Origin of the sequence: Microbacterium sp. KUDC0406 (assembly GCF_021582875.1) — a bacterium.
Lineage (GTDB): Bacteria > Actinomycetota > Actinomycetes > Actinomycetales > Microbacteriaceae > Microbacterium.
This window is the reverse complement of sequence record NZ_CP091138.1, coordinates 1,214,788-1,235,538: the sequence shown is the minus strand read 5'-3', so window position 1 is coordinate 1,235,538 and position 20,751 is coordinate 1,214,788. Positions and strand designations below refer to the sequence as shown.

Genomic DNA, 20,751 nt, shown 5'->3' with positions numbered 1-20,751 from the left:
TGTCGAGCGGAGACCTCTGGCGGATGCCGGGGTCACGTAAGGAGTCTTCTCGTGCGATTCGTATGGGCCGTCGTGGCCTTCATCCTGGCTGCGGTCCTGATCGGTGCTGGGGTCGCTCAGCGTACCGTCTTCATGGGCCCGTCCGAGGTTCAGATGGAGCTTCCCACCGGAGAGTCGAAGCCGTACGTCCTGATCTCCAGCGACGTGCTGCGCGCCCATCCAGGACAGCAGACCCTCATGGTCCGCGGCGAGGGCGACCTCTTCGTCGCCTACGGCCGCACAGCCGACATGAAGGCGTGGCTCTCGGACGCCGAGTACGAGAGCATCACGCTGAATAAGAAGGGTGAGCCCCGCGCGAAGGCGGTGGACGCCGAGGTCGAGTCCACCAGCGAGACGGGTCGCAACCCGGCGGGCTCCGACCTCTGGCTGGACTCGTTCTCCGACAAGGACGCCCTGATCGCCGACCTGCAGCTCCCCGAGGGCATGAGCGTTCTCGTCTCGCGTGACGGTGTCGAGGACGCCCCCTCCGACATCCTCGTCACCTGGCCGCTGAAGACGACGACCCCGTGGGCCGGCCCGCTGATCGTCCTCGGCGGGCTCATGCTGCTGATCGGCCTGGTGCTCTACGTGCTCGGCATCCGTCACCAGCGCCGCGGCAGGGGGCCGCGCCGCAAGGGACCGGGGCCGCTCCCGCCGACCGAGCCGATCGACCTCGCCGTCGACGCCGTTCCCGAACGCGAGTCGATCGCGACCGGACCGGTGCAGACCGAGGACGGCTCCCGCGAGGCCGAGGGAGACTCCGCCGACGACGGCAGGGCCCCGCGCACGGCGCAGCCGCTGCTGCGCAGGCTCGCCGTGGCGATCCCCGCGATCGGTCTCACCGCCGTGCTCGCGACCGGCTGCACCGCCGACTCCTGGCCGCAGTTCGACGCCTCGTCGAGTCCGACGCCGACGCCGACCGTGGTCGCCCCCGACAACCAGAAGCCGCCGGCCGTGACCGAGGCGCAGGCCTCTCGGATCCTGAAGGACATCGCGAAGACGGTGACGGAGGCCGACGAGGCCCGCGACGTCGAACTCGCCACCACGCGGCTCGACGGTGCGGTGCTCCAGGCACGCGCCACCGACTACGCACTCGGCGCGAAGAACGCGAAGCTCGGCATCCCCGCGCCGCTGCCCGCCGACAAGGTCGAGGTCGTGCTGCCGCAGGCCGCCGACGCCTGGCCCCGCACAGTGCTGATGCTGACGAAGGCGAACGACGAGAAGGTGCCGCCGGTGATCTTCACGATGACCCAGGCCGATCCCTGGTCGAACTACCGCATCGGCACGATGTCGGACATGCAGGCGTCGGCCCAGCTGCCCAAGCTCGCACCCGCGTGGCTCGGGACCACCCTGGTTCCGCCGGACTCCACGTTCCTGATGATGCCGCCGAACGAGGTGGCAGCGGCCTTCTCGTCGGTCGTGGACGAAGGAGCGAAGAGTCCGCACCTGGGTGAGTTCGACGAAGCCTCCCAGAAGCAGGCCGAGGCGATCGTCGCGAGTCGCGCCGCTCTGGTGAAGGGCATCGCCGACAAGGGAGCGGCGAAGACGACCAAGGTCGCCTTCGACATGACCCCCTCGACGTTCGCGCCGGTGTCACTGGCCACCCTGGACAGCGGAGCCATCGTGTCGGTCTCGGTGGTCGACACCCAGACGGTCACGCCGACGACCCCTGACGCCGTCATCAAGTTCGACGGCAACCCCGAGGCAGAGGCCCTCACCGGCGCGAAGGAGGCGAAGAAGGGTGTGCGCACCACCTATGGCATGCAGCTGTTCTTCGCGGTTCCTGCCCAGGGCGCGAGCGCACAGATCCAGCTGCTCGCCTTCCATCAGAACATCCTGAAGGTGGAGATCATCAAATGAGTGACATCTCAGCCGCGGCATTGCGCGGCGCCGTCGACCTGTCCACGCTGCGGGACCGGCCGCAGGCCGACGCATCCGGTGCCGCCGCGGCCCAGTCCGGCGTCGCGGACGTCGTCGTGGACGTGACCGACGAGACCTTCGGCCAGATCCTGGAGCTGTCCCGCACGGTTCCCGTCGTCGTCGATCTCTGGGCCGAGTGGTGCGGACCGTGCAAGCAGCTGAGCCCCATCATCGAGAAGGTCACTCGGGAGCTGGGCGGCCGGGTCGTGCTCGCCAAGGTCGATGTCGATGCGAATCCGCAGATCGCGCAGGGCTTCCGTGCCCAGTCGATCCCGATGGTCGTCGCGCTTGTCGGCGGGCAGCCTGTTCCGATGTTCACCGGCGCGGTCCCCGAGGAGCAGGTGCGTGAGGTGTTCGGGCGTCTGCTGGAGCTCGCCGCGCAGAACGGCGTGAGCGGATCCGTGGCCGCGGGCGAGACCGGCGAGGCGCCGGCGGAGCCGGAGGAGCAGCCGCTGCCCCCACTGCACGCCGAGGCCTTCGAGGCTATCGAGGCCGGTGACTACCAGCGTGCGATCACCGCCTACGAGAAGGCGCTCGCGGAGAATCCCCGCGACGACGACGCCAAGGCCGGTCTCGGCCAGGTGCGGCTGCTCGCCCGGGTGCAGAACCTCGACCTGCAGGCCGCCCGGGCTGCGGCCGCCGAGGCGCCTCTCGACCCGGACGCGCAGTTCGCCGTGGCCGACCTCGACATCGCCGGCGGTCACGTCGACGATGCGTTCGGCCGGCTGCTCGACCTGTTCGCCACCCTTCCCGCTGATCAGCGGATGCCGGTGCGCGAGCGTCTCGTGGAGCTGTTCGACCTCATCGGCGCCGGGGACCCGCGGGTCGCCGCCGCACGCACCAGGCTCGCGTCGCTGCTGTTCTGAACTGAATCACCGGGTCCCTGAGCCTGTCGAAGGGGCCGGGGACGAAGGTCCCCGGCCATCGTCGTCTCAGCTGAACGTGGCCGACGGCACGTGCGGATCCACTTGATGCCGGAGCCAGATCGTCGACAGTGCGGGCAGTGTCATCGTGGCGACCGGCACGGTGCTCTCGCCCACCGGATGCGCGCTGACCAGTCCGAGGTTTCCGGACCCCGTTCCGCCGAACTCCGTCGGCATCCGAGTTGAGGACTTCCTGCCAGACGCCCTCGAGCGGCAGGTCGAGACGGTAGCCGGTGCGCTGCGCACCGGCGAAGTTGGTCACGACGACCAGGCGGCCGCCGTGCGCGTCGCGTCGCTCGAATGCCACGACGCTGGGATCCCAGGAGGGGGCGCCGAGCCGGGCGAACGACGACCCGTCGTTGTCCCGCTCCCACAGCGGAGCCTGCGTGCGGTAGGTGCTGTTCAGGGCGCGGACGAAGCCCAGCAGCTGCTGATGCGAGGGCTGATCGAGCAGCCACCAGTCCAGTTCGCGGTCGGGCGACCACTCGCCGATCTGACCGAACTCCTGTCCCATGAACAGCAGCTTCTTGCCTGGATGCCCCCACATGTAGGCCAGGTAGGCGCGGACGTTGGCGAGCTTGCGGGCGTGATCGCCCGGCATCCGCGAGACCAGCGTGCCCTTGCCGTGCACGACCTCGTCGTGGCTGATCGGGAGCACGTAGTTCTCGCCGAACGCGTACACGAACGAGAAGGTGATCTCGCCCTCGTGGTGGGAGCGGTGGATCGGATCCCGCTTCATGTACTCCAGCGAGTCGTTCATCCAGCCCATGTTCCATTTGAATCCGAACCCCAGGCCGGCGGCCGTGGTCTGCGCGGTGACGCCGGGGAACGCGGTGGACTCCTCGGCGATCATCACGATGCCGGGGAAGCTGCGGTACGCCGTCGCGTTGACCTCCTGCAGGAAGCGGATCGCCTCGAGGTTCTCCCGCCCGCCGTGCACGTTCGGCTCCCATTCGCCGTCTCGCCGGGAGTAGTCCAGATAGAGCATCGATGCGACCGCGTCGACGCGCAGTCCGTCGATGTGGAACTCGGACAGCCAGTACAGCGCGTTGGCGACGAGGAACCCGCGCACCTCGTTGCGGCCGTAGTCGAAGATCAGGGTTCCCCAGTCCTGGTGCTCGCCTCTGCGCGGGTCGGGATGCTCGTAGAGCGGACGGCCGTCGAATCTGGCCAGGGCGAAGTCGTCCTTCGGGAAGTGGCCGGGTACCCAGTCCAGGATCACTCCGATACCGGCCTGGTGCAGCTGATCGATGAGGTAGCGCAGGTCGTCGGGCGTGCCGAAGCGGCTGGTGGGTGCGTAGTAGCCGGTCACCTGATAGCCCCACGATCCGCCGAACGGATGCTCCGCGACGGGCATGAGCTCGACGTGGGTGAATCCGGTGGCGGCGACGTGCTCGATCAGCGGCTGTGCGATGTCGCGATACCCCATTCCCCCTCGCCAGGAGCCGAGGTGCACCTCGTAGACCGACATCGGCTGCGCGACGGCGTGCGTGGCCGCACGTCTGGTCATCCAGGCGCCGTCCGCCCAGGAGTACGCATCGAGGGTGACCACCGACGCCGTGGCGGGCGGCACCTCGGCCGCCTGGGCCATCGGGTCGGCCTTGAAGATCCAGCGTCCGTCCGGGGTGAGCAGCTGGAACTTGTACGCGGTGCCGACCGTCACGTCGGGGATGAAGAGCTCCCACACGCCGCTCGACCCCATCGAGCGCATCGCATGCCCCTCGCCGTTCCAGCCGTTGAAGTCGCCCGCCACGCGGACTGCCCGAGCGTTCGGGGCCCAGACGGCGAAGTCGACACCGGTCTCCCCGTCGAGGACGCGGAGGTGCGCGCCGAGCGCCTCCCAGAGCCGCTCATGGCGCCCTTCCCCGATCAGATGCAGGTCGATCTCGCCCAGGGCCGGCAGGTGGCGGTACGGGTCTCCGCCGACGACCTCGTCCTGCCCCTGGTAGACCGTGGCCACGCGGTAGGGCACCGGAGGGCCGTCGTGGCTGCCCTCCCAGATGCCGTGCACGACGTGCTCGAGCTCCATCCGGCTCCCGTCCGTGAACACGGCGGCGACCGATTCGGCGAGCGGACGGAGCACCCGCACGACGGTGGTGGTTCGGCCCACGGCATCCGTGCCCGGATGTGCGCCGAGCACTGCGTGGGGATCGTGATGTGCGCCGTGCGCGATGTCCTCCCAGTCCGCAGAGACGGAGACGTCCTCGATGTGGCTCATGATCGCTCCTTCACCCTCAGGATGTGCACCGGCTCGGCGAAGGCGTCGAGTCGCACGTAGTCGTGGTCGGTCCAGGTCCAGACCTCGCCGGTCAGCAGATCCTCGACCTCGAACGGATCGCCGGGTGTGACGCCCCAGAGCGTGGTGTCGAGGTGCACGGTGGTCTCCCGCACGGAGTGCGGATCGACGTTGGCGACGACGATGATCGTGTCGTCGGCTCCGGTGCCGGTGAAGGCTGCGTCGAGGTGTTTCGAGTAGACCAGGATGGCGTCGTCGTCGCTCCAGTGGAACGAGATGTTCCGCAACTGGCGCAGCGCAGGATGCTCGCGCCGGATGTCGTTCAGACGACGCAGGAGCGGGGCGAGCGAGTCTCCGCGTTCCTCTGCTCCCTGCCAGTCGCGCAGCTTGTACTCGTACTTCTCGTTGTCGATGTTCTCCTCGGATCCCGGCCGGGCGACGTTTTCGAACAGTTCGTACCCGGCGTACACGCCGTACAGCGGCGCCGCGGTCGCGGCGATGCAGGCGCGGATCCGGTAGGCCGCGCGTCCGCCGTACTGCAGGTACTCGGTGAGGATGTCGGGGGTGTTCACGAACAGGTTCGGACGCATGTAGTCCGCGGTGGTCGTGGACACAGAGGTGAGGAACTCCTCGAGCTCGGCCTTGGTGTTGCGCCAGGTGAAATAGGAGTAGCTCTGCTGGAACCCCGCGGCGGCGAGCCCGCGCATCGGCGCGGGGCGGGTGAAGGCCTCGGCGAGGAACACGACCTCGGGGTGGGCGGCGTTCACCGTGCCGATCAGCCACTCCCAGAACCGCAGCGGCTTGGTGTGCGGGTTGTCGACTCTGAAGATCCGCACGCCCTGCGCGATCCAGTGCTCCACGATCCGCAGCACTTCGGCGTAGAGGCCCTCCGGGTCGTTGTCGAAGTTCAGCGGATAGATGTCCTGGTACTTCTTCGGCGGGTTCTCGGCATACGCGATCGTGCCGTCGGGCAGCGTCGTGAACCACTCCGGGTGCGCCTCGACCCAGGGATGGTCGGGGGAGGCCTGCAGGGCGAGGTCGAGTGCCACCTCCAGGCCGGCCTTGCCCGCGGCGCGGACGAAGGCGCGGAAGTCGGCGAGAGTGCCGAGATCCGGATGCACGGTGTCGTGTCCGCCTTCGGCTGCCCCGATCGCCCAGGGCGAGCCGGGATCCTGCGGCCCCGCCACGAGGGTGTTGTTCGGCCCCTTGCGATGCGCGCGTCCGATCGGATGGATCGGTGGCAGGTACAGCACGTCGAACCCCATGTCGGCGACGGCCGGCAGGCGCTTCGCCGCGGTGCGGAAGGTGCCGCTCGCGATGCTGCCGTCCCTGCGGCGCTTCGCGCCCTCCGAGCGCGGGAAGAACTCGTACCAGGCGCCCACGCCGGCGACGGTGCGCTCGACGAGGAGCGTGCGCCATGCGGTCGCGGAGGACATCGTGGTCAACGGGCGCGCCGTCATCGACTCCGCGAGGGTCTCGTCCGTGGCGACGGACGCGAGGATGGCGGCATCAGCGTCCTGCAGTCGCTTGGCCGCCGCCTTGAGCGCGCGCCGTTCGGCAGCGGGACGGTCCTGCTGGCCGGCGGCGCGGGTGAGCAGTTGCGCACCGGCGATGCTCATGACCTCGAGGTCGACATCGGCCGCGGCCTTCACCTCGGCGGCATGCGCCCAGGTGGCGAAGTCGTCGGTGAACCCCTCGAACCGGAAGGACCAGGTACCCGGCAGGTCCAGGGCGATCGGCACGAGCCAGCCGTCTGTGCCGTCGTTCTGCGGGCTCAGCCGGTGCAGGGTCTCCACGCCGTCGGGCGACCGCAGGCGCACACGCGCGCCGATGAGATCATGCCCCTCGCGGAATGCGACGATGCGGAACGGGACCACCTCACCGGCGAAGGCCTTCGGCGAGAAGCCTCCGGGAGCCGCAGGCGTCGGATCGGCGAGCGGGATGCGCCCGGTCAGGGTCCCGGGTGCGGCATCCTCCTGTTCGGCGGCGGGCCGCACGGGGATCTGTGCGGGGCTTCGGAGCACCGCCGGATTCGAGACAGAACGAGCAGCCACACCTTGAATGTACCGCGCGCCCCGGGAAGCGGGTAGCTTTCCCCGGTCGCGTGACGACGGGCGTCCGGACGGCCCCGATCACTCGATGCGGAAGAGCTGCATCGATGTGCCCACGACGGGGAGGACGTCGCCCGGCGCGTATCTGCGGAGGTCGCCGTCGGGACGCTCATCGGCGCTCGACCACAGCGAGACGAATGCGGCGGCGCCCTCGATCGATTCCGGCAGCCGCACGTCGATCGGCGCCTCCGTGCCGTGCACGATGAGCAGGATGCGGTTGGTGTCGCCGTTTTGCGGACCCGTGGCGGCGACGTACTGCAGCGTGCGGTTGCGGGGGTCGTTCCACTGCTCGACCTCCATGGTCCCGCCGTCCTGGTCGAACCAGTCCATCACCGACGCCTCCGGCACGTGCTCACCGAGCCGGGCGTAGCGTGCGGGGCGCAGCGCGGGGTTCTCGGCGCGGAGCCGGGTGAGCAGCGCGACGTGCTCGCGCAGGTCGCGCTGCCAGGGCTCGTGCTCCCAGTTCAGCCAGGTCAGCGCCGAGTCATGGCAGTAGGCGTTGTTGTTTCCGCGCTGGGTGCGGCCGAACTCATCGCCCGCGGTGATCATCGGGATGCCCGCCGACAGCAGCAGTGTTCCCAGCAGGTTGCGCATGGCCTTGCGACGCGCGGCCAGGATGGAGGGATCGTCGGTGGGGCCCTCCGCGCCGTGGTTGAAGGAGCGGTTCATGTCGGCGCCGTCGTGGTTGTTCTCGCCGTTGGCCTCGTTGTGCTTCACGTCGTACGACACCAGGTCGTTCAGCGTGAACCCGTCGTGCGCGGTCACGAAGTTGATGCTGGCGAGCGGACCGCGCTCCTCGCTGTAGGTGTTGGCCGAACCGGCGAGCCTGTTCGCGAACCCGCCGATGCCGACGGGGGCGGAGGCACGGCGCGCATAGTCGATGTCGCTGAGCCAGAAGTTGCGAGCGCGGTCGCGGTAACGGTCGTTCCATTCGCTCCAGCCGGTCGGGAAGTTGCCGGTCTGCCACCCGCCCATCCCGACATCCCACGGCTCGGCGATGAGCTTGACGTCCTGCAGTGCGGGGTCGTCGGCGATCGCCTGCAGCAGCGGATGCTCCCGGGTGTACTCGTGGTTCTCGTCGCGGCCGAGCGCAGCGGCCAGATCGAAGCGGAAGCCGTCGATCTGCATCTCCTGGGCCCAGTACCGCAACGAGTCGAGCACCAGCCGCGCCGTCGGCATCCGTCGCGGTGTTCACGGTGTTGCCGACGCCGGTGGTGTCGACGTATGCGCCGTCGGCGGTCTGCCGGTAGTAGAGGGCGTTGTCGATGCCGCGGAAGCTGGAGCGGGGTCCACCGAGGCCCTCCTCGCTGGTGTGGTTGTAGACCACGTCGAGGATGACCTCGAGGCCTGCCTCGTGCAGCAGCCGGACCATGCCCTTGAACTCGGCGAGCACGGCCTCGGGGCCGCCCTTGCGCGAGTCCTCGGTCGCATAGGCGGTGTGCGGGGCGAAGAAGCTCAGCGTGTTGTAGCCCCAGTAGTTGGTGAGGCCCTTCTCGAGCAGGCGGGGCTCGGGCACGAACGCGTGCACGGGGAGCAGCTCGATCGCCGTGATCCCGAGCGAGTGGAAGTACTCGATCATGGCGGGATGCGCGAGGCCGGCGTAGGTGCCGTGCAGGGCCGGCGGCACGCCGGGATGACGCTTGGTCATGCCCTTGAGGTGGCCCTCGTAGATCACCGTCTGATCGAGCGGGGTGTTCGGTTTCGGGATGCCGCCCCAGTCGAAGCCGTCGGCGATGACGACCGAGCGCCACTCCTCGTATCCGTCGCCCTGCGCGAGGCCCCTCGAGTACGGATCGAGCAGCAGCGTCTCGGAGTTGAACGTGTTGCCGCGACCGTGCGGTCCGTCTACGCGGATCGCATAGCGGACGCCCGGCTGCAGGAGGTCGGTGGTGACCTCCCACACCCCGCCGGGCCGGCGCTCCAGTGGCAGCTGCGCGGTCTCCCAGTCGAGGTCGGTGGCGTCGAAGATCACGAGCTCGATCGAGGAGGCGTTCTGCGACCAGATCCGGAGCGTGCCCACACCGTCGTGGAGCCGGATGCCGAGGTCGTCGAGCGCGGCGCCTCCGAGAGGCGTGCGGGACGTCGGGAGCATGGGGACAGCCTAGATGCCGATGACGCCCGGGAATGAATCCGGATGCCGCGTCGCGTGATCCTCGATTCCGCCCGCCGACGGTGTGCGGCTGGGAGGATGGAGGAATGCGCTTCTACCTCGACCACGCCGCCACCGCGCCGCTGCGCGCGGAGGCGCGGGACGCCTGGCTCGAGGCGTCCGCCGTCGTGGGCAACGCGTCGTCCACGCACGGTGCCGGACAGGATGCGCGGCGGCTGCTCGAGGAGTCGCGTGAGCGCGCCGCCGCGGTGCTGGGCTGCGACCCGATCGAAGTGGTGTTCACCTCGGGCGGCACCGAGTCGATCAACACGGCGCTGCACGGTCTCTGGGCATCGAGGGCTCCGGAAGCGGATGCGATCGTGCTGCCGGACGGCGAGCATCACGCGACGATGGACACGGTGTCCGCGCTGGCGGCGGAGGGAGCGCGTGTGCGTCCGGTGCCACTGGATGCCGTCGGTCGGATCCCCGCGCGAGCCTTCGCAGACGCGCTCCCGGGTGCCGCGCTGGCCACCGCGCTGGCGGCGAACAACGAGGTCGGCACCATCAACGACAGCGCCGCCCTGGCGTCGGTCGCGGCGGATGCCGGAGTGCCGTTCCACCTGGACGCCGTCGCGGCCTGGGGCACGTGCCGCTGTCGTTCCGGGAGCTGCGCGGGGATGCCGACTCGGGTGTCGGACTGGTGGCGATGACCGTGACCGGGCACAAACTCGGTGCGCCGGTGGGCGTCGGTGCGCTGGTCGTGGCCAGGACGGCTCGGCTGGGGCCGCTGCTGCACGGCGGAGCACAGCAGCGCGGACTGCGCGCCGGCACGCAGGATGTCGCGGGCGCTGCGGCCTTCGCCGTCGCGCTCGAGCTCGCCGAGGCCGAGCGCGTCACCGAGTGCGAGCGGCTCGCCGTGCTGCGCGACCGTCTGGTCTGCGGCATCCGCGCGACGGTGCCGCAGGCGGAGCTGCTCGGAGATCCCGTGGACAGACTCTCCGGCAATGCGCACGTGCTGTTCCCCGGCGCCGTGGGGGAGAGCCTGCTCTTCCTGCTCGACATGGCCGGTGTCGCGGCATCCACCGGCTCGGCCTGCCAGGCCGGCGTCGCGGAGCCGTCGCACGTGGTGATGGCGCTCGGCCGGAGTGAGCAGGATGCCCGGAGCGTGCTGCGGTTCACACTCGGGCGCACCTCGACCGATGCCGATGTCGATGCCGTGCTGGCGACGATCGGCGACGCGTACGCCCGGGCGTCGCACGCCTCCGGTCGTTGAGCGAGCGACGGAGGAGCGAGACGAAACGCGCTGCGGAGCCCTCACAGCCGCCCGCTCGTAGACTGGAACCCATGCGTATTCTGGCGGCGATGAGCGGAGGGGTCGACTCCGCGGTGGCGGCTGCCCGCGCGGTCGAGGCCGGCCACGACGTGGTCGGCGTGCACTTGGCGCTGTCGCGCGCCGGCGGCACGCTGCGCACCGGCAGCCGGGGCTGCTGCACGATCGAGGACGCGATGGATGCGCGTCGCGCCGCCGACCTGCTCGGCATCCCGTTCTACGTCTGGGACTTCTCGGAGCGCTTCCGCGACGACGTGATCGAGGATTTCATCTCGGAGTACAAGGCCGGACGCACCCCGAACCCCTGCCTGCGGTGCAACGAGAAGATCAAGTTCGCCGCCCTGCTGGAGCGCGCGATCGAGCTCGGTTTCGACGCGGTCTGCACCGGGCATTACGCGACGCTGGTGGACGGCTCGGAGGGGCTCGAGCTGCACCGCGCCTCGGACAACGCCAAGGACCAGTCCTACGTGCTGGGCGTGCTCAACGCCGAGCAGCTCGCGCACACCTACTTCCCGCTCGGCTCCACGCCGTCGAAGGCGCTGGTGCGCGCCGAGGCCGCCGAGCGCGGCCTGAGCGTTGCGCAGAAGCCCGACAGCCATGACATCTGCTTCATCCCCGACGGGGACACCCGAGGCTGGCTGGCCGAGAAGGTCGGTGCTGAGCAGGGCGAGATCCTCGACCGCGAGGGCGAGGTCGTCGGCACGCACGACGGTGCGCACGCGTTCACCGTCGGGCAGCGCAAGGGCCTGCGCCTCGGCGTGCCCGCGCCGGACGGCAAGCCGCGGTTCGTGCTCGAGGTGCGCCCGGTGACCAACACGGTCGTGGTCGGCCCGAAGGAGGCCCTGGCGATCGCCGAGATCTCGGGGGAGCGGTTCTCCTGGGCGGGCGCCGCGCCCGAGGCATCCGAGCTCGACTGCGAGGTGCAGATCCGCGCGCACGCCGAGCCGGTGCCCGCGCGGGCATTCGTGACGGATGCCGGCGTGCGAGTCGTGCCCGATGAGCCGCTCGACGGCGTCGCTCCGGGGCAGAGCGCCGTGCTCTACGTCGGCACCCGCGTGCTCGGCCAGTTCACGATCGACACCACCATCTCGGCTGTGCCCGTGGGCGCTTGAACCGCCTCCTGCCCCAGCTTCGTCGCCTGCGCTGCAGTTCGCGGCTTGCGCTGCGCTTTCCTACGGTTGCGCAGGCTCACGCTGCACGTTTCGGTCTGCGCTGCGCAGATGCGCGCCGCACGAACGGAGAAGAGCAGCGCGACGGATGCTGCCCGTCGGACAAACGGATCCGGTGAGGCCGATGGCCCTCATCCGTCGAGCATGCGCAGCACGCGCTCGGCCTGTTGCTCCGTCGTTCCCGGCGGATTGCGCCGGAAGCCGCCGTTGCCCGGCAGCAGCATGATCAGCCAGAAGACGGCCCAGTGCGTGCGCCACTCGGAGAGCCGCTCCCGCTCAGCGGTGGAGAGGCTGACGGCCCGGATGAGGGCGTCGGCGTCGTACACGCCGCGTCCGGCGAGGTGCTCCACATGATCGGCGAGCTCGAACGCCGGGTCGGAGAGCCCGCCGTCCTCAAAGTCGACGAGCCTACAGACGCTGCCATCCCACAGCACGTTGGCGGGATTGAGGTCGGCGATGCCGATGACGGAGAGCTCGAATGCGGGCGTCGGGGACGTCGCGAGGAACTCGCGTGCGCCGCTCAACGCCCGCTCGCCGAGTCTCGGCTCGTGTAGCGCGCTGAGATCGTGCGGTGCGGCCGCCCATCCGATGAGATGCGGGCGCAGCGTCGAAGGGCCGAGGCGCCGCTCACCGATGCCGGTCGCCCGGGCGTCGTCGAACGGCACGTCGAAGAGTCGCCGCAGTGCGGCGCCGAGCGCGGCGGTCTGCCGAGTGGTGAGGGCCCCGGTCTCCAGCGGCGTGCCCGGAAGTCGCTCCATCACGATCACCGGGTCGCCCTCCGCCGTCTCTCGGCGGAGAGGCCGGGGCGCCAGCTCCGGCGCATGCTGGGCGAGGAGGAGGAGGCACATCCATTCCCGGTCCGGCTCGCCCTCGTCCCAGCTGGTGAATCGCTTCCGCACCTCGGTCTCGGAGAACGTCAGATCGTGGGTGTGCGTGATCACGCCTCCACAGTAGGTGCAGTCTTCACCCGAACCGCGCGCTCGCCTCAACCGGGGACGACGGAGACGCCGCCTGAGCGTTCCATGCGCACATCACGGGTCTTCGCGTCGAAGCGGCCGATGCGCTGCCAGTGGTCGAGGACCACGCGGCCCGTCGGCGGCATGGCGAGCTCCGACAGATCAGCGTCGAGAGCGAACCAGCGCAGCGTGCCCTCCGTGCAGCGCGTCGGGGCGGCGACACCGTCGGCGAGTCGTGCGGTGAAGTAGTGCACGACCCTCGTCTCAGCGTCGGCCTCCCTGGTCGCCGCGTAGCGCAGACGGAGATCGCGCAGGTCGGGCCCGCGCAGGCCGACTTCTTCCGTGAGCTCGCGCAGCGCGGCATCCTGGACGTCCTCGCCGGGCTCGACGTGTCCACCGATGCCGACCCAGGAATCTTCGATGACGCGGGATCCCTCGCGGTGCAGAAGGAGGACGCGTTCGTCGTCGTGGAGGAACACCGTCGTCATCACACGTGTCACGTGGCTCAGCGTAGTTGTCGCCCCGCAGCATTTCGGAGATCTGCAGAATCTCGGTGCTGATCTGGGGGTCGGCTCCGCGATTCTGCAGATCTCCGAGTCAGTGCCGGACGGCGCCTGTTCGGTTGCGCGACGCGCCCGGCGGATGTCGGCGGGCGCTCGTAGACTCGATCCGTGCCGGAGAACATCTCGCTGGAAGACGCCCGCAACGAGGCCGAGGAGCTGACGACCCGCATCCTCGATGCGAAGGACGCCTACTACGGGCGCGACACCTCGATCGTCGACGACGCCACCTATGACGGGTGGATGCGGCGGCTGGAGGAGCTCGAGCGACTGCATCCCGAGCTGCAGGGCCAGGATTCGCCCACCCAGATGGTCGGTGCCGCCGAGTCGACCGGACTCGACACGTTCGAGCACGCCGAGCGGATGCTGAGTCTCGACAACGTCTTCTCGCTCGATGAGCTGCGCGACTGGGAGGTCAAGACGAAGGCCGCGGCCGGCCGTGAGATCTCGTGGCTCACCGAGCTCAAGATCGACGGACTCGCGATCAACCTGCGCTATGAGAACGGCGTGCTGACCTCTGCGGCGACGCGGGGTGACGGGCGCGTGGGCGAGATCGTCACCGAGAACGCGCTGCGGCTGGCCGACATCCCTCCGCGACTGAGCGGCACCGGGCATCCGCCGATCGTCGAGGTGCGCGGCGAGGTGTTCATCCCCGTCGCCGCGTTCGAGCGGCTCAACGCCGCGCAGGCGGAGTTCCGCGACCGCGCCTACGCCGATGCGCTCGCACGCTGGGAGGCGCGTGCCGGTGCGAAGAAACCCTTCGATGAGGAGAAGGCGCGGGCCGCCGCGGCGCGGCGCTTCCCGTCGTTCGCCAACCCGCGCAACGCCGCGAGTGGCGGCCTCCGCCAGCAGCTCGACAAGAAGCAGGGGCTCGAGCACGAGGCCGGGCTGCTCCGGGTGGACTCGCTGTCTCTGTACGTCCACGGCATCGGTGCGTGGGAGAACCCTCCCGTGGCGGCGCAGAGCCAGGTCTACGATCTGCTCGCTGAATGGGGGCTGCCGACCAGCCCGCACACGAGGGTGTGCCACACGATCGACGAGGTCGCCGACTTCGTCGCCTACTTCGGCGAGCACCGGCACGACATCGAGCACGAGCTGGACGGCATCGTCGTGAAAGTCGACGAGCTGGCGCTGCATGCCGAGCTCGGCCAGACCAGCAGGGCCCCGCGATGGGCGATCGCCTACAAGTACCCGCCGGAAGAGGTGCAGACGAAGCTGCTCGACATCGTCGTCTCCGTAGGACGAACCGGCCGTGCGACACCGTTCGCCGTCATGGCCCCGGCGCATGTCGCGGGCTCCGTCGTGCGACAGGCGACCCTGCACAACAAGGATGTGGTGAAGGCCAAAGGCGTGCTGATCGGCGACACCGTCGTGCTGCGCAAGGCCGGAGATGTGATCCCCGAGGTGCTCGGCCCCGTGGTCGAGAAGCGCGACGGCACGGAGCGCGAGTTCGTCATGCCGGAGCGCTGCCCGGAGTGCGGTTCGACCCTGGCCCCGGCCAAGGAGGGCGACATCGACCTGCGGTGCCCCAACACCCGCTCCTGCCCGGCGCAGGTGCGCGGGCGCGTAGAGCACATCGGGTCGCGCGGAGCCCTCGACATCGAGGTGCTCGGCGAGGTCACCGCCGCCGCGCTCACGCAGCCCAGCCATCCCGCCGAACCGCCGCTCGACACCGAGGCCGGCCTGTTCTCGCTGGTGCTGGAAGATCTCGTCCCGATCTCCGTGGTGGTGCGCGACTCCGAGACCGGCCTGCCGAAGGAGGATGACGACGGCATCGTCAAGACGCGATCGCCGTTCCGGCGCAACCCGACCGCGGCCGAGAAGAAGGACGGGATCGACGGACCGCAGCCCTCCTCAGCCGCGATCAAGCTCATCGCCGAACTCGACAGGGCCAAGACCAAGGAGTTGTGGCGACTGCTCGTGTCGCTGAACATCCGTCACGTGGGCCCGGTGGCGGCCAGAGCGCTCGCGCAGTGGTTCGGGTCGCTGGACGCGATCCGCGCCGCCAGTCGTGAAGAGCTCGCGGCGGTCGAGGGCGTGGGCGGCATCATCGCCGACTCGCTGCTGAGCTGGTTCGAGATCGACTGGCATCAGGACATCGTGCGGCAATGGGCGGCGGCCGGCGTGCAGTGGGCCACTCCGGGGCATCCTGGGCCGGGTGCTGCTGTCTCCGAAGGCGGTGTGCTGGACGGTCTGACCGTGGTCGCGACCGGATCGCTCGACGGGTACACCCGCGAGGGCGCGCAGGAGGCGATCATCAAAGCCGGCGGCAAGGCCGCATCCTCGGTCTCGAAGAAGACCGACTTCGTCGCCGCAGGTCCGGGCGCAGGTTCCAAGCTCACGAAGGCGGAGGATCTCGGTATCCGCGTTCTGGATGCCGCGCAGTTCCACGTCCTCGTCACTGAGGGGCCGGCGGCGCTGGATGCCTGACCGGCTCGTCGTCCTGAACGGCATGGCGGGCGCGGGCAAGACGACGCTAGCGAGGCCGCTCACCGCTGAACTCGGAGTCCCGCTGGTCTCGAAGGATGCCCTCAAGGAGGCCCTGGGCGATGCCGTCGACGCGCCGCTGCCGACGCGCGCCGTCGGCGCGCTGGCGGCCGATGCGCTGTGGCGGATCGTCGGGATGCTGGAGGGCATGGTGCTGATCGAGTCCGTCTGGCTCGCCGGACGCGATGAGGAGTGGTTCCGCCGTGGCTGGGAGTCCGTGGGGTCGCCCGAGGGCGTCGAGGTCTGGTGCGAGGCGCCACGCGACGTCATGCGCGAGCGCTACCTGACCCGTGCTCGGCACGCCGTGCACGACGACACGGGACGTCTCGCGGAATGGGAGGCCGCGGCGGATGCTGCGCGTCCGATGACCGGCTTTCCGGTGATCGCCGTGGACACCGCCGGATCCGTCGACGTCTCCACGCTCGCCCGGAGCATCCTCGGGGAGCTGGCGTCTACTCAGTAGGCCGGATGTCGAATTCGGCGGAGGATTCGTCCGCGCACTCCTCGACGTCGAGTGTCCTCACGTCCGAAGCGAGAGGTCCCCTTCGCAGTTCTTCCAAGACCGACTTCACGGCGACCTCGTCGCCGTGAAGCGTCGCTTCGACCGTGCCGTCACGGCGATTGCGCACCCAGCCGGTGACGCCCTCCGACTCCGCGGCGTCCCGTACGAACCAGCGATAGCCGACACCCTGCACGCGCCCGTGCGCCACGACCCGAACCGATCTCATGCCTCCAGCATCCACGACCGGAGCCGCGCGTCGCACCCGACTGGGCTCACGGACGTGAGCGCACCGAGCGATCTGATCCCGACGCTGGCCGGCGTGACGGTCCTGGTCGCTGTGGCGACAGCGGCGCTGCTGTGCTGTTCCGGGTGCGCGGCCCCTGGGCCCCGGCGGCGACAGGTCCGCGCCGTCCTGCTCCCGCGGGACAGTGCACTTCCCGCGGATGACGTGTGCGGATGCGTCCGCGGGAGCAGCACAACTCCGCACGGAGTGCTCGGGAGAGGCCAGGTCAGCTCTTGTGCCGCGGCTTGCGCGCAGGGCGCGAGTCATGGCCGTACCGGCTCTCGCGGTCGCCACGGCTGTCGCGGTTGCCCTTGTATCCGCCGCCGTCGCGCGGTGCCCGGCGGTTCGGCACGCCGCGGTCCGGCTTGATCTCGATGAGGCGGCCAGAGATGCGCGTCTCGCGCAGCCGGTCCAGCACCGACGGGTCCAGGTTCACCGGCAGCTCGACGATCGAGAAGTCCGGCTTGATCGCGATCGCGCCGAAGTCGTCGCGGCGCAGGCCGCCCTCGTTCGCCAGCGCGCCGACGATCTGCCGAGGCTCCACACGGTGCCGGCGACCGACCTCGATGCGGTACGGTGCGTAGTCTCCCTGGCTGCGGCGCGGCTCGCGCGGTCCGCGGTCGGCGCGCTCCGCACGCTCGCGCGGCGGACGGTTGTCGCGCTCGACGGCGCGGGACAGTTGGTCGGTGGAGGGGTCCAGCAGCAGGGGAGTGTCTCCCTGCGCGACGACCGCCAGGGCGGCGGCGACATCCGCCTCCGGCACGTCGTGGTTGCGCACGTAGTGGGCGATGATGTCGCGGAAGCCCTCGATGCGCGTGGTCCCCTCGAGCGCCGCGGTGATCGCGTCGTCGAACCGCGTGAGGCGGGTCGTGTTGACATCCTCGAGAGTCGGCAGCTGCATCTGTGCGGGCTGCTGGCGCGTCGCCTTCTCGATGTGCTTGAGAAGGTAGCGCTCGCGCGGCGTGATGAAGCTGATCGCGTCGCCCGACCGGCCGGCGCGTCCCGTGCGGCCGATGCGGTGCACGTAGGACTCGGTGTCGGTGGGGATGTCGAAGTTGACGACGTGGCTGATCCGCTCGACGTCGAGGCCGCGGGCCGCGACATCCGTCGCCACGAGGATGTCGAGCTTGCCGTCCTTCAGCTGGTTCACCGAGCGCTCGCGCTGCGCCTGCGGTACGTCGCCGTTGATCGCGGCGGCCGAGTAGCCGCGTGCGCGCAGCTTCTCGGCGAGTGTCTCGGTCTCGTTCTTCGTGCGGACGAAGACGATCATCCCGTCGAAGTTCTCCACCTCGAGGATGCGGGTGAGGGCGTCGACCTTCTGCGCGTAGGACACCACCAGGTAGCGCTGGGTGATGTTCTGATTCGTCGTGGTCTTGCCCTTGATCGCGACCTCTTCGGGGTCGCGCAGGTACTGCTGAGCGAGACGGCGGATGGTGGCGGGCATGGTCGCCGAGAAGAGGGCGACCTGCTTGTCCTCAGGCGTCTGGGCCAGGATCTGCTCGACGTCCTCGGCGAAGCCCATCTTCAGCATCTCGTCAGCCTCGTCGAGCACCAGGTACTTCAGCTCGGAGAGGTCGAGGGTGCCCTTCGCCTGGTGGTCCATGATGCGGCCGGGGGTGCCGACGACGATGTGCACGCCGCGGCGCAGCGCCGACAGCTGCACGCCGTAGGCCTGTCCGCCGTAGACCGGGAGCACCCGGACATCCTTCATCCGCGCGGAGTACGACTCGAACGCCTCGCACACCTGCAGGGCGAGCTCGCGGGTCGGCGCCAGCACGAGGACCTGGGGTGTCTTCTGGGAGAGATCGAGGTTCTCCAGCACCGGGAGCGCGAACGCGGCGGTCTTCCCCGTGCCGGTCTGCGCGGTGCCGAGCACGTCGCGGCCCTGCAGCAGCAGCGGGATCGTCGCCGCCTGGATCGGCGACGGAGTCTCGTAGCCGAGGTCGTGGATGGCCTTCAGCACCGGCCCGGTGATGCCGATCTCGTCGAATCCGGGGGTGGCGGGCGTCTCGGCCTCGGCAGTCTCAGGGGAAGTCACTTCCCAACCGTAGCGCGCAGGCGCCCTCCGGCGCTGGGAGATCGCCCCGTCAGTTCCCGGAATTGAGCTCCATCAGACGCTCCTTGACCTGGCGTCGCAGCACCTTGCCGATCAGCGACTTCGGCAGTTCATCGACGACGAAGAGCCGGCGCGGCACCTTGTACGGCGTGAGGATGCCGCGGGCGAAATCGCGGATCGCCTCGACATCGACATCCGATCCGGGGTCGACGACGATCGCCGCGACGACCTCTTCGCCGGAATGACTGCTCGGCAGGCCCACGACGGCGGCATCCAGTACATCGGGGTGCTGACGCAGCACGCCTTCGACCTCGGTCGGGGCGACGTTGAAGCCGCCGGTGATGATGAGCTCCTTGATGCGGTCGACGATGCGGACGAACCCGCCCTCGTCGATCGTGACGATGTCGCCGGTGCGGAACCAGCCGTCCACGAAGACCGCCTCGGTCTCCTCGGGCTTGCCGTAGTAGCCCTGGAACACCTGCGGTCCGCGCACGACGAGCTCGCCGGCGGAACCGGGCTCAACATCCATCGTCGGCTCATCGGGGTCGACCACGCGGCACTCGGTGCCCGGCAGCGGCAGGCCGACGGTGCCCGGCACGCGGTTCTCGGCGACCGGGTTGGCCATCAGCACGGGGGAGCACTCGCTCAGCCCGTACCCCTCCACGAGGTAGCCGCCGCTGGCCTTCTCGAAGGGTACGACGAGCTCGTGCGGCAGCGCCATGGCGCCCGAGATCGCGACCTCGGTGCCGGCGAGCGACACGCCCTTCGCCTTCGCCGCGGCGAGCAGGCGATCGGCGATCGGCGGCACCAGCGGCAGGAACGTCGCGGGATGCTTCTTCGCCACATCGAGCACGAGGTCCGGGTCGAACTTCGGGAACAGCACGAGGCGCGCACCCATCGACATCGCGAACGTCAGGCAGAGGGTCAGACCGTAGGCGTGGAACATCGGCAGCACCGCGTAGACCACGCAGCCCTTGCCGCGCTGGATCTGCGGCACCCACGCCTGCGCCTGCGCGGCGTTCGCCAGCAGATTGCGGTGCGTGAGCGCGGCGCCCTTGGGGGTGCCCGTGGTGCCGGAGGTGTACTGGATGATGGCGAGGTCGTCGGTGCCAGGACGTGGGTGCGATGCCGGGATCGGATCGGCTCTCAGCACCTGTTCCCAGGGGATGGTGCCCCGCACCCTCTCGGTGAGGGCCTCGCGCGACTCCCGGGCCTTCTGCACCGGCAGTCTGAGCGCCAGCCGCATGCCGAACGGCATGCCGTTCACGACGTCCACCGAGATGAGGGTCTGCACGGCGAGGTCGGCGGGGAACTCCTGCACCGACTTCACGACCTTGTTCCACACGATCGCGTGCTTCGCACCGTGGTCCTCGAACTGCTTGCGCAGCTCGCGCGGTGTGTACAGCGGGTTGTGCTCGACGACGACCGCGCCCAGACGGAGCACCGCGTAGAACGCGACGATGTGCTGCGGCGAGTTCGGCAGGACGATGGCGACCGGGTCGCCCGCGCCGACGCCGAGGTCGCGCAGGCCGGCGGCCGCGCGATCGATCTGCTCCTGCAGCTGGCGGTAGCCGGTCTCGCGGCCGAAGAACTGCAGTGCCGGGGCATCCGGATAGTCGCGAGCGGATGCCGCCACGATGTCGATCAGCGAGCCGGAGACGGGGGAGAGGTCCTCGGGAACACCGTCTGCGTAGCTGGCGGTCCACGGGCGCGGGGGTACGAACGTCGTCACCACGCCAGCTTACGTGTCGCGTCCTTCGCTCTCGTAGACTGGTGCGGTGTCTGAAATCACCCCTGATCTCGTGCGCCACCTCGGCGTTCTCGCGCGCATCCAGCTGTCCGACGACGAGGTGACGCAGCTGACAGGTCAGCTCGACGCCATCGTCGACAACATCGCGAAGGTGTCGGAGGTGGCGACCCCCGACGTCGTCGCCACCAGCCACCCGATCCCCATGAGCAATGTCTTCCGGCCCGATGAGGTCGGGCAGACGCTGACGCACGAGCAGGTGCTGCAGAACGCCCCGGATGCCGCAGACGGCCGCTTCCGTGTGACCGCGATCCTCGGTGAAGAACAGTGACTCAGGGAAGAG

Annotated in this window: 12 protein-coding genes and 3 pseudogenes; 7 read left to right on the top strand and 8 right to left on the bottom strand. The window is 69.6% G+C overall.

Features of this window, described 5'->3' with window-relative positions; translation table 11 throughout:
- Nucleotides 1–51 precede the first annotated feature (51 nt).
- Entirely contained in the window at nucleotides 52–1,899 is a 1,848-nt protein-coding gene (locus L2X99_RS06260; protein WP_236124549.1) for a glycosyl transferase, read from the top strand.
- Nucleotides 1,896–2,825: a tetratricopeptide repeat protein gene (locus L2X99_RS06255; RefSeq protein WP_236124550.1), complete on the top strand. Its 930-nt coding sequence runs from the start codon at nucleotides 1,896–1,898 to the stop codon at nucleotides 2,823–2,825. The genes L2X99_RS06260 and L2X99_RS06255 overlap by 4 nt, the downstream gene beginning before the upstream one ends.
- Before the next feature lie 66 nt (nucleotides 2,826–2,891).
- On the opposite strand, the pseudogene glgB reads toward L2X99_RS06255, so the two are convergent.
- The 3 genes and pseudogenes from glgB to glgX all read right to left on the bottom strand — a co-directional run bounded on the left by glgB (nucleotide 2,892) and on the right by glgX (nucleotide 9,321).
- Nucleotides 2,892–5,100 (bottom strand): annotated as a pseudogene (gene glgB / locus L2X99_RS06250) (1,4-alpha-glucan branching protein GlgB).
- Complete coding sequence (locus tag L2X99_RS06245; protein ID WP_236124551.1) at nucleotides 5,097–7,142, bottom strand: alpha-1,4-glucan--maltose-1-phosphate maltosyltransferase; 2,046 nt, start codon at nucleotides 7,140–7,142, stop codon at nucleotides 5,097–5,099. The pseudogene glgB and the gene L2X99_RS06245 overlap by 4 nt, the downstream one beginning before the upstream one ends.
- A 108-nt stretch (nucleotides 7,143–7,250) precedes the next feature.
- A pseudogene (gene glgX / locus L2X99_RS06240) lies at nucleotides 7,251–9,321 on the bottom strand (glycogen debranching protein GlgX).
- Nucleotides 9,322–9,425: 104 nt separating this feature from the next.
- Here glgX and L2X99_RS06235 point away from each other — a divergent pair.
- Nucleotides 9,426–10,591, top strand: a pseudogene (locus L2X99_RS06235) (cysteine desulfurase family protein).
- A 71-nt stretch (nucleotides 10,592–10,662) separates the two neighbouring features.
- On the top strand, nucleotides 10,663–11,760 hold the full coding sequence (mnmA, locus tag L2X99_RS06230; RefSeq protein ID WP_236124554.1) for a tRNA 2-thiouridine(34) synthase MnmA: 1,098 nt from the start codon (nucleotides 10,663–10,665) through the stop codon (nucleotides 11,758–11,760).
- A gap of 188 nt (nucleotides 11,761–11,948) precedes the next feature.
- Here mnmA and L2X99_RS06225 read toward each other — a convergent pair whose 3' ends face one another.
- On the bottom strand, nucleotides 11,949–12,758 hold the full coding sequence (locus L2X99_RS06225) for an aminoglycoside phosphotransferase family protein (protein WP_236124555.1): 810 nt from the start codon (nucleotides 12,756–12,758) through the stop codon (nucleotides 11,949–11,951).
- 44 nt (nucleotides 12,759–12,802) lie between these two features.
- Nucleotides 12,803–13,273, bottom strand: a complete 471-nt coding sequence (locus L2X99_RS06220) for an NUDIX domain-containing protein (protein WP_236124556.1) — start codon at nucleotides 13,271–13,273, stop codon at nucleotides 12,803–12,805.
- A gap of 171 nt (nucleotides 13,274–13,444) precedes the next feature.
- On the opposite strand from L2X99_RS06220, the gene ligA reads away from it, so the two are divergent.
- Together ligA and L2X99_RS06210 are read left to right on the top strand one after the other, a co-directional pair.
- Nucleotides 13,445–15,763, top strand: a complete 2,319-nt coding sequence (gene ligA, locus L2X99_RS06215; RefSeq protein WP_236124557.1) for an NAD-dependent DNA ligase LigA — start codon at nucleotides 13,445–13,447, stop codon at nucleotides 15,761–15,763.
- The gene (locus tag L2X99_RS06210) at nucleotides 15,756–16,283 is read left to right on the top strand and encodes an AAA family ATPase (protein WP_236124558.1); all 528 of its coding nucleotides are present in this window, start codon (nucleotides 15,756–15,758) and stop codon (nucleotides 16,281–16,283) included. Before ligA ends, L2X99_RS06210 begins: the two co-directional genes overlap by 8 nt.
- Here L2X99_RS06210 and L2X99_RS06205 read toward each other — a convergent pair.
- From L2X99_RS06205 to L2X99_RS06195, 3 genes are all read right to left on the bottom strand, one after another.
- Nucleotides 16,273–16,548 (bottom strand): acylphosphatase, encoded by a 276-nt coding sequence (locus L2X99_RS06205; RefSeq protein ID WP_236124559.1) that lies wholly within the window; start codon nucleotides 16,546–16,548, stop codon nucleotides 16,273–16,275. The two genes, L2X99_RS06210 and L2X99_RS06205, sit on opposite strands and share 11 nt — an antisense overlap.
- Nucleotides 16,549–16,831: 283 nt before the next feature.
- Nucleotides 16,832–18,643 (bottom strand): DEAD/DEAH box helicase, encoded by a 1,812-nt coding sequence (locus L2X99_RS06200; RefSeq protein WP_236124560.1) that lies wholly within the window; start codon nucleotides 18,641–18,643, stop codon nucleotides 16,832–16,834.
- Between the two features lie 49 nt (nucleotides 18,644–18,692).
- Nucleotides 18,693–20,393, bottom strand: a complete 1,701-nt coding sequence (locus tag L2X99_RS06195; RefSeq protein WP_236135764.1) for a long-chain-fatty-acid--CoA ligase — start codon at nucleotides 20,391–20,393, stop codon at nucleotides 18,693–18,695.
- 46 nt (nucleotides 20,394–20,439) lie between these two features.
- On the opposite strand from L2X99_RS06195, the gene gatC reads away from it, so the two are divergent.
- The gene (gatC, locus tag L2X99_RS06190; protein ID WP_236124561.1) at nucleotides 20,440–20,739 is read left to right on the top strand and encodes an Asp-tRNA(Asn)/Glu-tRNA(Gln) amidotransferase subunit GatC; all 300 of its coding nucleotides are present in this window, start codon (nucleotides 20,440–20,442) and stop codon (nucleotides 20,737–20,739) included.
- Nucleotides 20,740–20,751 lie beyond the last annotated feature (12 nt).